11 protein-coding genes are annotated in these 11,515 nt (G+C 65.1%); 2 read left to right on the top strand and 9 right to left on the bottom strand.

Features of this window, described 5'->3' with window-relative positions:
* Positions 1-116: 116 nt before the first annotated feature.
* A complete protein-coding gene (locus ACEN8I_RS23855; protein ID WP_413331137.1) occupies positions 117-617 on the bottom strand; it encodes a DUF1854 domain-containing protein in 501 nt (166 codons plus the stop codon).
* The gene (locus ACEN8I_RS23850; RefSeq protein WP_413331136.1) at positions 614-2,965 is read right to left on the bottom strand and encodes an ABC transporter ATP-binding protein; all 2,352 of its coding nucleotides are present in this window, start codon (positions 2,963-2,965) and stop codon (positions 614-616) included. The genes ACEN8I_RS23855 and ACEN8I_RS23850 overlap by 4 nt, the downstream gene beginning before the upstream one ends.
* Before the next feature lie 336 nt (positions 2,966-3,301).
* Between ACEN8I_RS23850 and cphA (ACEN8I_RS23845) the strand changes: the two genes are divergently transcribed.
* Positions 3,302-5,515 (top strand): cyanophycin synthetase, encoded by a 2,214-nt coding sequence (gene cphA, locus ACEN8I_RS23845; protein WP_413331134.1) that lies wholly within the window; start codon positions 3,302-3,304, stop codon positions 5,513-5,515.
* Entirely contained in the window at positions 5,515-8,109 is a 2,595-nt protein-coding gene (cphA, locus tag ACEN8I_RS23840) for a cyanophycin synthetase (RefSeq protein WP_413331133.1), read from the top strand. The genes cphA (ACEN8I_RS23845) and cphA (ACEN8I_RS23840) overlap by 1 nt, the downstream gene beginning before the upstream one ends.
* A 30-nt stretch (positions 8,110-8,139) precedes the next feature.
* Here cphA (ACEN8I_RS23840) and ACEN8I_RS23835 read toward each other — a convergent pair whose 3' ends face one another.
* The 7 genes from ACEN8I_RS23835 to ACEN8I_RS23805 form a co-directional block, all read right to left on the bottom strand.
* Positions 8,140-8,712 (bottom strand): RDD family protein, encoded by a 573-nt coding sequence (locus tag ACEN8I_RS23835; protein ID WP_413331132.1) that lies wholly within the window; start codon positions 8,710-8,712, stop codon positions 8,140-8,142.
* Positions 8,713-8,782: 70 nt separating this feature from the next.
* Positions 8,783-9,010, bottom strand: coding sequence for a hypothetical protein (locus tag ACEN8I_RS23830; protein WP_413331131.1), 228 nt, complete (start codon positions 9,008-9,010; stop codon positions 8,783-8,785).
* An 83-nt stretch (positions 9,011-9,093) separates the two neighbouring features.
* Positions 9,094-9,423 (bottom strand): hypothetical protein, encoded by a 330-nt coding sequence (locus tag ACEN8I_RS23825; RefSeq protein ID WP_413331129.1) that lies wholly within the window; start codon positions 9,421-9,423, stop codon positions 9,094-9,096.
* A gap of 34 nt (positions 9,424-9,457) precedes the next feature.
* Entirely contained in the window at positions 9,458-9,910 is a 453-nt protein-coding gene (locus tag ACEN8I_RS23820) for a hypothetical protein (RefSeq protein ID WP_413331128.1), read from the bottom strand.
* 9 nt (positions 9,911-9,919) lie between these two features.
* Entirely contained in the window at positions 9,920-10,357 is a 438-nt protein-coding gene (locus ACEN8I_RS23815) for a hypothetical protein (RefSeq protein ID WP_413331127.1), read from the bottom strand.
* A gap of 46 nt (positions 10,358-10,403) precedes the next feature.
* Positions 10,404-10,904, bottom strand: coding sequence for a hypothetical protein (locus ACEN8I_RS23810; protein ID WP_413331125.1), 501 nt, complete (start codon positions 10,902-10,904; stop codon positions 10,404-10,406).
* Between the two features lie 99 nt (positions 10,905-11,003).
* A complete protein-coding gene (locus ACEN8I_RS23805; RefSeq protein ID WP_413331124.1) occupies positions 11,004-11,354 on the bottom strand; it encodes a hypothetical protein in 351 nt (116 codons plus the stop codon).
* Positions 11,355-11,515: the final 161 nt, after the last annotated feature.

The following is an 11,515-nucleotide window of genomic DNA, read 5'->3' as shown; positions in this document are numbered from 1 at the left end:
CGCCTTTTCTTTTGCTTACTTTTCTTTTGGCGAAGCAAAAGAAAAGTGAGTAGCCGCCGGGCTACCCCCGGCCAGCAGAACTAAGAAGAGACCACACCGCCGGAGCAAAAGCAGCCTTAGAGAAACCGCTCCAACAGACGGCGCGATGCCCGATCCAGCGCCGTCATATCCCGAACGCTGTACTGCACCCCCTGGCTACCAGCGATCAGCAGCCCAACCCGCCCGAGGCGACGGATATCCTCCTCGCCGCGGAGGATAAAAGAAGTCTCCCCCCGGTCGGTCTCGACCGTCCAGACGCTGGGTGTGCCGAAGCTGGAGACGCTTTTGAGCCGCGTCACTTCGGGCACGAAGTCACGCAGGGCCAGCTCCTCCTGCAGCAGCGTTCGCGTCGCTTCAGGCACGGCCTGCAAGTGGTCCACCCAGGCGACTTCATGCCCTTCGGTGTTGACCAGCGAAACGCCTTCGTCAGGGGCGGCGATGGGAAAGGCGCGCACCGGCACGACGCCCGCATGCGCCTGGCCTCCCGCATCGGTGAACACCAGGCGGCCTGAGGCGTCACGCGCCAGGTCGAAGCTTGGGTTGGAAGAAATATCTGCCATATGAAGTCCTGCGCTCATGTGTTGCCCGCGTGCTGTGCGGTGTGGGCCAGCTGTGAGGTCGCCATCGCGATGCGGCGCTCCTGGTCTTCCTGGCCGCCCTCTTCGTTGTCGACCTGGCGCGCCTGGGCTTCGTACAGCCGCCAGTAGGCACCCTGTTTGGCCATGAGTTCGTCGTGCGGGCCGACTTCCACCACCTGGCCGCGGTCCATCACGACCAGGCGGTCGGCCTTGCGCAGGGTCGAGAGGCGGTGGGCAATCGCGATCGTGGTGCGACCCTGCACCAGGTTGTCGAGGGCGCGCTGGATTTCTTTTTCGGTCTCGGTGTCCACCGAAGACGTGGCTTCGTCGAGGATCAGGATGCGCGGGTCAATCAGCAGCGCGCGCGCAATCGAGATGCGCTGGCGCTCGCCGCCCGACAGGCCCTGGCCGCGCTCGCCCACCAGCGAGTCATAGCCCTGCGGCAGTCGCAGGATGAATTCATGCGCATGGGCGGCGCGCGCGGCCGCGACGATCTCGGCGCGCGTGGCGCCGGGCTTGCCGTAGGCGATGTTCTCGGCGATCGTGCCGAAGAAGAGGAATGGCTCCTGCAGCACCAGGCCGATGTGGCGGCGGTAGTCGGCCACGCCGAAGCGGCGTATGTCGGTGCCGTCGACCTGGATGCTGCCGTCGCTCACGTCGTAAAAGCGGCAGATCAGGTTGACCAGCGTGCTTTTGCCGGAGCCGCTGTGGCCCACCAGGCCGATCATCTCGCCGGGCCGTATCTGCAGGTCCAGGCCACGAATGACCGAGCGGTTGCCGTAGCGAAAGCCCAGGTTCTTCATGTCAATGCGGCCTTCGAGCTTGCCGATCGCCACCGGGTTGGCGGTTTCGGGCACGTTGGAGACATGGTCCAGGATGTCAAAAATGCGCTTGGCGCCAGCCGCGGCCTTTTGCGTGACAGAGACGATGCGGCTCATGGAATCGAGCCGCCCGTAAAAACGACCTATGTAGGCGATAAACGCCGTCAGCACACCGACCGTGATCTGCTGCCGGGACACCAGCCAGATGCCGAATGCCCACACCACCAGCAGGCCCACCTCGGTCAGCAGCGAGACCGTGGGCGTGAACAGCGACCAGGTCTTGTTGAGCTTGTCGTTGACGGCCAGGTTGTGCTGGTTGACCTCGCGAAAACGCTGGGCTTCGCGCTTTTCCTGGGCAAAGGCTTTCACCACGCGAATGCCGGGAATCGTGTCGGCCAGCACATTGGTCACGTCCGACCAGACACGGTCTATTTTTTCAAAGCCGGTGCGCAGCTTGTCGCGCACCACGTGGATCATCCAGGCGATAAAGGGCAGCGGCAGCAGGGTCACCACCGCCAGCCACGGGTTGATGGAAAACAGGATGACCGCGGTCATCACGATCATCAGCACGTCGGTCGCGAAATCCAGCGCGTGCAGCGACAAAAACACGCAGATGCGGTCGGTTTCCGAGCCAATGCGCGACATCAGGTCGCCGGTGCGCTTGCCGCCGAAGTAGTCCAGCGAGAGTTCCAGCAGGTGGTCGAAGGTGGCGGTGCGCAGGTCGGCACCTATGCGCTCTGACACCAGGGCCAGCAAATAGGTGCGCGCCCAGTTCAGCGCCCAGCCCAGCAGCGCCGCGCCCAGCAGGCCGCCCAGCAGGGCGCCGACCTTCCAGGGCTCTATCTGCTGGCCGTTCTGGAAGGGAATCAGCACATCGTCCATCAGCGGGATGGTCAGGTAGGGCGGCACCAGCGTGGCGGCGGTGGAAGCCAAGGTCAGTAGAAACCCGGCCAGCAGCTGGTGGCGGTAGGGGTGGGCAAAGCGCCAGAGGCGCAGCAGCACCCAGGTGGAAGGCGGCGTGTGCAGCTCGCGGGCGCAGGCCGGGCATTCCTCGCTGTCGGGCGGCAGCGGCAGGTCGCATTCGGGGCACAGGGCCACTTCGTCGGCCGGGGGGGGCTCGGCCAGGCCCTGGGCGGCCTGCTGCTGTACGAACAGCCGCACCAGGCGCAGCGCCTGCACATTGGCACCCAGGGTAAAACGCCAGCCGGCCAGGCGAATGCCGCCCTGGTGCAGCTCCAGCGTGCCCACGCCGGCATGGTCGAAATGGCGCAGCGACAGGCCCGGCAAGCCCTTTCCGGCGGCGTCTACCGTGGGCCAGGAAGCCCATTCAGCGTCTGGGCCGCCGGGTCCGCGGGCCAGCAGGCGGCGATCCGTCAAGGCCAGCAGGCCGGTGGCGAAACGAAGTTGGCTGTCCAGGTCAACCGTAAGCGTACACAGAACGTTTTCCTGGGTTGCAAGTTGTGAGCGAAGCCCCGCCAAGGCGGGGTCGGTAAGGCTGGAGTCGTCTGCCGGGTGTTTGTGTTGCATTGTGTTGGTGAATTCTTGGCGTCCCGCATCTGGCGCGGCTGGGTTTTCGCAGGTTTTGTCTTCGCGCGTGGGGAACCCGAACAGGGGATTTTCGCCGAATGCAGCCTGGAACGACAAATTTGACCCTCAATCCCCGAAAATGGCGAAACTGGCGGTATCGATCCCCCAGCCCCAGCCAGGCTCGTTCGCGACAAGAACAAAGACACAACGCACATAACGAGACATACAGGGATCCACAGGGGCTTTCACCGGCCTCACACTGAAATTCATCGGCCAGGACCGCCGCTTTGCACCGACGGGTGCGGCCGCCCTGCCTGGCCGACCATGCTGCGAACCATGAGCCCTCAGGACGACATCAAGCTGCTGCGCATCAACTACCTGCGCGGTCCCAACATCTGGACTTACCGGGCCGTGCTTGAGGTCTGGCTGGACCTCGGCAAACTCGAGGACTTCCCCTCCAACGAACTGCCGGGCTTCAACGACCGCCTGGTCGCGCTGCTGCCGGCCCTGGTCGAACACCACTGCGGCGTGGGCGAGCGCGGCGGCTTCATCCAGCGCCTGCTGGAAGGCACCTGGTCCGGCCATGTGCTCGAGCACGTGGTGATTGAGCTGCTCAACCTGGCCGACATGCCCACCGGTTTCGGCCAGACGCGCAGCACCTCGCAGCGCGGCGTCTACCGCATGGTGTTCCGCGCGCGCGACGAGCAGGTCGCCCGCACCGCGCTGGCCGAGGGCCACCGCCTGCTGATGGCCGCCATCAATGCCACGCCCTACGGCCAGGCCGAGGTGCGCGCCGCGGTCGAGGCGATCCGCGCCAAGGTCGACGACTGCTACCTCGGGCCCAGCACCGCCTCCATCGTGGCCGCCGCCACCGACCGCCGCATTCCCCACATCCGCCTGAATGACGGCAACCTGGTGCAACTGGGCTACGGCGCCAGCCAGCGCCGCATCTGGACGGCCGAAACCGACCTCACCAGCGCCATCGCCGAAGGCATCGCCCACGACAAGGACCTCACCAAGAGCCTGCTGGCTACCTGCGGCGTGCCCGTTCCCGAGGGCGAGATCGTCGCCACGGCCGAAGAGGCCTGGGAAGCGGCCGAAGACATCGGCCTGCCGGTGGTCGTCAAGCCCTCCGACGGCAACCACGGCCGCGGCGTGGCACTGGACCTCAAAACACGCGCCGACGTCGAGGCCGCTTTCGCGGTGGCCGCCCGCCACGGCAGCGAGGTCATGGTCGAGCGCTTTGTGCGCGGCCATGAACACCGCCTGCTGGTCGTCGGCGGCCGCGTCGTCGCCGCCGCGCGCGGCGAAGCCGCCTGGGTGACCGGCGACGGCAGCTCCACGGTGTCGCAGCTCGTCGACGCCCAGCTCAACACCGACCCGCGCCGCGGCGTGGGCGAGGACTTCCCGCTGGGCCGCATCAACACCGCCGAAGACGGCGCCGTCATCCTCGACCTGCAGCGCCAGGGCCTGGCGCCCGATGCCGTGCCCGCCGCCGGCCGCGAGGTGCTGATACAGCGCAACGGCAATGTGGCGCTGGACTGCACCGACGCCGTCCACCCCGAGGTCGACCACATCGTCTCGCTGGCCGCGCGCGTGGTGGGCCTGGACATCGCCGGCGTCGACGTGGTCGCGCAGGACATCTCGCGCCCGCTGCACGAGCAGGGCGGCGCCATCGTCGAAGTCAACGCCGGCCCGGGCCTTTTGATGCACCTCAAGCCTGCCGAAGGCGCGCCGCGCCCCGTGGGCCGCGCCATTTGCGACCACCTGTTTCCGCACTCATCCGACAGCGACAATCCCAACGACGGCCGCATCCCCATCGTCGGCATCGCCGGCTCCGCCGGCAACTACCGCGTCGCGCGGCTGGTGGCCTGGCTGCTGCACCTGTCGGGCCGGCACACCGGCCTGGCCTGCCAGGCCGGCCTCTTCCTGGACCAGCGCTGCGTGGACGCCTCGGACTGCGCCAACTGGGAAGCCGGCCAGCGACTCCTCATCAACCGCGCGGTGCAGGCTGCCGTGTTTGAAAACGGCGCCGACACCATCCTGCGCACCGGCCTGCCTTATGACAAATGCCAGGTCGGCGTGGTCACCGACCTGGGCGGCGCGCAAGGCCTGGCCGAGTTCGACATCACCGAAGACGAGCAGATGTTCAAGGTCATGCGCTCGCAGGTCGACGTGGTGCTGCCCAGCGGCGCCGCCGTGCTTAACGCCGGCGACCCGCGCATCGCCGAGATGGCCGAGCTCTGCGACGGCGAGGTGATCTTCTACAGCACCGACCCCAAGGCCGCGGCCATCGTCTCGCATTGCGCCCAGGGCGGCCGCGCGCTGTATGTGCGGCAAGAGCAGGTGGTGCTGGCCACCGGCGCCAGCGAAGCCTTTTTGCCTGGCCTGGGCAAGCTGGGCGCCTGGCGCGAACGCCGCGGCCTCACCGAAGACGCCTTGCTGGCCGCCGTGGGCGCCGCCTGGGCCCTCGGCATTCCGCTCAACCTGATAGGCGCCGGCATGGAAGCCTTTGAAACCACCCCTAAAACCGCCGGGAGTGCCGAATAATGGAAGTGTCCCGTATCCGCGCCCTGCGCGGCCCCAACCTCTGGAGCCGCCACACCGCGCTAGAAGCCGTCGTGGCCTGCAGCGCCGTTGAATGCAACATCGCCGGCCTGGCCGGCTTCGAGCCGCGCGTTCGCGCGCTGTTTCCCGGCATGGGCGCGCTGCGCCAGACCGGCCACGCCGGCCCCGTCTCGCTGGCCCATGTGCTCGAAGGCGCCGCGCTGGCGCTGCAAACCGCCGCCGGCTGCCCCATCACCTTCAGCCACACAGCCGCCACTGTTGAAGCCGGCACCTACCAGGTCGTCGTCGAATACAGCGAGGAAGCCGTGGGCCGCCTGGCCTTTGAACTGGCCCAGGCCCTGATCCACGCGGCCCTGCGCGACACCGCCTTCGACCTCGAAGCCGCCATCGCCCAGCTGCGCGACCTCGACGAAGACGAGCGCCTGGGCCCCAGCACCGGCGCGATCGTCGACGCCGCCGTCGCGCGCGGCATTCCGTATCGCCGCCTCACCAAGGGCAGCATGGTGCAGTTCGGCTGGGGCGCCAAGCAGCGCCGCATCCAGGCCGCCGAAGTCGATTCCACCAGCGCGGTGGCCGAATCCATCGCGCAGGACAAGGACCTCACCAAAAAGCTGCTGCGCGCCGCCGGCGTGCCCGTGCCGCTGGGCCGGCCCGTCACCGACGTTGACGACGCCTGGGCCGCAGCCCGGCAGGTCGGCTTGCCCGTGGTCGTCAAGCCGCAGGACGGCAATCAAGGCAAGGGCGTGACCGTCAACATCAACACGCGCGAACACCTGGAAACCGCCTACAAAGCCGCCGCCGAACACGGCGAGGTCATGGTCGAAAAATTCCTGCCCGGCAGCGACTTCCGCCTGCTGGTGGTCGGCAACAAACTGGTCGCCGCCTCGCGGCGTGAGCCGCCGCAAGTGGTGGGCGACGGCCTGCACACCGTGCGCGAACTCGTCGACATCGTCAACCAGGACCCGCGGCGCGGCGAAGGCCATGCCACCTCGCTCACCAAGATCCGTTTTGACGACATCGCCGTCGCGCGCCTGGAAGTGCAGGAGCTCACGCCCGAATCGATTCCCGCCAAGGGCCGGCGCGTCATCCTGCGCAACAACGCCAACCTCAGCACCGGCGGCACCGCCACCGACGTCACCGACGACGTGCACCCCTCGGTCGCCGCGCGCGCCGTGGCCGCCGCGCAAATGGTGGGCCTGCACATCTGCGGCGTCGACGTGGTCTGCGAAAGCATGCTGCGTCCGCTGGAATCGCAAAACGGCGGAGTCGTCGAAGTCAACGCCGCGCCCGGCCTGCGCATGCACCTGTCGCCCTCCTACGGCAAGGGCCGCGCCGTCGGCGTGGCCATGGTCGATGAGCTCTTCCCTCCCGGTGACAACGGCCGTATCCCGATCGTCGCCGTGACCGGCACCAACGGCAAGACCACCACCACGCGCCTGATCGCCCACCTGATGGCCGCCGAGGGCCTGCGCACCGGCATGACCAACACCGACGGCGTCTACATCAACGGCCGGCAGACCGACAGCGGCGACTGCAGCGGCCCCAAGAGCGCGCGCAACGTGCTCATGCATCCTGACGTGGACGCGGCCGTGTTTGAAATTGCGCGCGGCGGCGTGCTGCGCGAAGGCCTGGGCTTTGACCGCTGCCAGGTCGCCGTCGTCACCAACATCGGCAGCGGCGACCACCTGGGCCTGAACTACATCACCACCGTCGAAGACCTGGCCGTGCTCAAGCGCGTCATCGTGCAGAACGTCGCGAACACCGGGTACGCCGTACTCAATGCCGCCGACCCCATCGTCGCCGACATGGCCGCCACCTGCCCCGGCAAGATCATCTTCTTCGCCGCCGACCGCCACCACCCGCTCATGGCCACGCACCGCGCCCAGGGCAAACGCACCGTCTACATCGACGGCCCCATGCTGGTCGCCGCCGAAGGCGCCTGGGTCGAACGCATCCCGCTGCAGGGCGTGCCCGTCACGCGCGGCGGCAGCATCAGCTTCCAGGTCGAAAACGTCATGGCGGCAGTCGCCGCCGCCTGGGGCGCGGGCCTGAACTGGGACACCATCAAGAGCGGCCTGGCCAGCTTCGTCAACGACGCCCACAACGCCCCCGGCCGCTTCAACGTCATGGACTACAAGGGCGCCACCGTAATCGCCGACTACGGCCACAACCCGGACGCCATGCGCGCCCTGGTCTCGGCCGTCGACGCCATGCCCGCCACACCAGGCCAGCGCCGCAGCGTCGTCATCAGCGGCGCCGGCGACCGCCGCGACAGCGACATCCGCGACCAGACCATCATCCTGGGCAGCGCCTTCGACGACGTCATCCTCTACCAGGACGCCGCCCAGCGCGGCCGCGCCGACGGCGAGGTCATGGCCTTGCTACGCCAGGGGCTGGAAGGTGCCCAACGCGCAAAACGCATCGACGAGATACGTGGCGAGTTCCTGGCGATAGACACCGCGCTCGAGCGACTGTCACCGGGTGATCTTTGCCTGGTGCTGGTGGATCAAGTGCAGGAGGCGCTTGAGCATTTGGCTGCCCGGGTCAAAGAGGCTAAAGAGAAAGTGGTGCAGTGAGGGTTTGAGCCACTTTTCCCTCGGGTGACTTCACAGCCGCCTGATGTAGAAAGTCCCAGGCTTCCTTCGTCGGGGGCGAGGACCAAACTCCACATCCGTCGCGCTATACATGGGGCCGGCAGGCGCCCTGTGCGGCGACGGCTGCGGTGTGTTCACAACGATGGTGCCGGCCAGAAAGTCAGCCATGGACTGGCGCCACGGTGTGTGGGCGATCAGCGCAAGTTCCACGACAAGGGGCAGCACAGGAAAAAGCCATGGCTGATCGGTTGTCGCGCTGACAAAAAATACCACAACGAAAGCGAGGACGCGGACCAGCGGCCTGACTACTGCCTGCACGCGCGTGATCCCGCCGTCGCCCCGCACGGAAACGACCGAAATGCCTGCGACGATGCGGCCGAGACTGAGCTGCGGCCAGAGCAAAGCCGCGGAGTTGTATGCGACATAAAAAACCGGGATAGCCGCGGCGACCACCAGCGATGAAAAATCGAGCGTCTCGCTCAAGGCAAGAAGAACGAAAAGCATGACAAACAAAGCCATGTTGTCCAGCACGCACGCGAGCAGGCGGTGGGGCCAGGATGCGAGATTGGGTTTGGCGGTCGGCATGTGTGAAATCTGAGTTTGATTTAAGCGGCGTGCCGCAGGCATGCCTGCTTAAAGCAAGAGTCAGGCGCGATCACTCATAGTCCTTCAGCAAGGTCGGACTCCCAGCGCGTATGAGCTTTCCGTTGAAACGAACATGCCAGTCAGGATCGACTTCATTGTGAGCGTGGATCTGCACTCCCCCATCAACAAGGTCGATTGTCAGCGGTAGCAGGCCCGGAGTCGGCCTTGCCAACAGTTCGACGCAGTGACCAGGCAACAGCACGATCTCCTCCGGGATCATTTCCAGAAACAGACGCATCTCGGTTTGTGTGTCATTCCGAAAGAGTCCGACAGTGGGATATTGCGAGGGTTGCCTGGACATCACAAACCAGCGGGGTTTCTTCATTTCGGGCCGAACATGCCCATCGCGACTTCCGGCCACACAAAAACGGCCAGGCCGATGGCGGCGACCACCACATTGACCAGCATCGCGAGCGGCCCGGTGAGGTAGCCCGAGGGCGGCTGCCCTTCCCAGCCATAGGGGATACGCCCTTGCCGGTGTTGCACGAGTGCCATGAGAACGATGAATAGCCCCAATGATCGGGTCCCCGTTTTTGCGCTGACAAAAAGGAATAGCGCCACCGTAACGCAGAAGAGGATGACGGCAGGAATCTCGAGGCCGGTCCGCGGGGTCAGGTTCTCGTCCTTCCTTATTGGGTATCGTGAGGACATGAGGCTTTTCCTGATTGGGGTAATACTGGGCGCTTCAGAAGCCACTGCCCGCGCCTCTAAGGACCTTTTCAGGATCGCGAACAAATGCCGCAGCACGCGATCGCTCCAAAGCAAAACCTACAGCAACGGGTGTGGCCTCTACCGCTTTCCAGTATTCTGCCGAGAAAAACCCGCATTCGAGAAGTTGGGCAAGCTCGCACAGCTCGCGAATGAAACGCGTTGCGCTGTGACGGGCATCTATGCGTGCGAAGACTTCCGCGCTGCCATCTTCCTCGAGAAGAAGGTCCACACGATTGCCTTTGTCGGAGCCAAAAATAAGAAAGTCTTGGAAAACGACATGCGGCTCGCCGAGCCGCACCAAAAGCCAGTCTTTGGCCCTAGCCGCTGTATGCGCATGGACGACCGGGACTTGGTGCCCATCCTCGGTTCGCCACGGCATGGGGCCGCCATGAGGAACGAATGAAAGATCGAACTGCCAGATAGCCATGCTGAAATCCTAAGGATTGACTTCAGGAGCGTCACCACGTGCCCTGCGCAAACGCTGGTCGCACCACGCATCAACCTCGTCATCCGTATAACCCAGCAGGAAGCTTTCCATCCGCTCCATCTCCTCGGATTGCCAGCTGTTCATCCGATAGCACACCCGCAAAAGCAGCGAGAGTGCGGAAATTCGCCAGGCCTCCCCGGCAAGAGCGAAGAAAACATACTTGATCTGCTCCTTGCGAGCCAGGCTGGAGCGGTATTCCCCGATGTAGGTTTCCTCACCGCGCACAAAGAGGCCGCTGCTGACATAAGGCGAAAATCTCTCCTCCGGAATGATTTCCTCATGCGGCAGGACGCTGAGTTCGTCATAGAACATCGCCAGCGGCTTCTTTCCCGCCAGCATGAGTTCCAGTTCGCGATTCGTATGATTTGCAGCCTTGAGGTCAATCATGAATTGGGGTAGTGCTGGAAGAGCTAATGTCTGATCTGCCAGAAAATCAGATGACCCGGGGAGCCGACTTGCCGGGCTGCAAGGCAGGATCGAACGCTTGCGTAAACGGGACCCCGTTAAAGGTGTGCGTACAACACCCACACAGCGGTGCGAGACTTGAAGGGCCCAGTGAGGAGTTGACAATCTGCAACTTCCCCTGCTCGTCAACGCGCAAGCCACTGAAATAAGTGGCTTCACCCGTACGGACGTACTCCTTCTCGTCGGAGGGACGGATCGCAACGAGCCAAAATATCGGGTCCGAACGATCGAGCCGCGACACCGCCTCCGCGTGAACCTCGTTCCAGTTTGCACCCACTTTGGACAGGAGAAACCTGAAAAGCGGCGTGTAATCAAGCCCCCTGCGCACTTTGCCGCGCATGGGCAGGCGGGTCGCCTCGGATTCGCGCAGCAGCTGGCTGTTGCGCTGATCGTGGAAGTCCCCGCCGAAACGATGGTGGATACCGTGAGCTGTCGTATTCACCTTTCGGAAGAGCGGGTCTTTTTTCATTGTGCGGCGTGATGTGAAAGCAGTCACCGACTTATCCAAGCAAGCGGTTTCGCGGCCGGACGCAGCGGGGCATGCTAGTAGAAAAACGGGGCGGCCTCATCACGCCCGGAACTCACGAACCACCTCGATCAACCCCACGATGTTTTCATTAAGCGCTTCGAGCTCCTCCGCCGGAACCCACCATTCCGTGTGGTGCGCGCCGCCCACTTTCTCAACCTTGTAGCGCGCCATGAATTCGCTTCGCACCTCGAACCTCGTCACGCAGCCGTAGCCGCTGGCAGGCACGTTCCAGTCCCTGGCGATTTCGATTGCATATTGTTCATTCGTCACGGGATAGAAGATGGGCTGCTCGGGCAAGCGCGGCGGCCATTTCCTGTAGCCGCTCTGCTTCACGAGCTCAAGCTCCTCCGGGCCGGTCGGACGATACAGCGTGGTCGTTTCTTCGTTCATGGCGGAGATTGTGACAGCCTTGCGCGAGGCCTTGCTCCCGCATCTTTCCAGCCCCAAAAAAGAAGTGGGGGGGGGGGGGGGGGGGGGGGGGGGGGGGGGGGGGGGGGGGGGGGGGGTTTTGGGGGGGGGGGGGGGGGGGGGGGGGGGGGGGGGGGGGGGGG

This window comes from Polaromonas sp. CT11-55 (assembly GCF_047303325.1).
In the GTDB taxonomy this organism is placed as follows: domain Bacteria; phylum Pseudomonadota; class Gammaproteobacteria; order Burkholderiales; family Burkholderiaceae_C; genus Polaromonas.
Note: the sequence above shows the minus strand (reverse complement) of the source record. Positions and strands in the feature narration are given on the sequence as shown.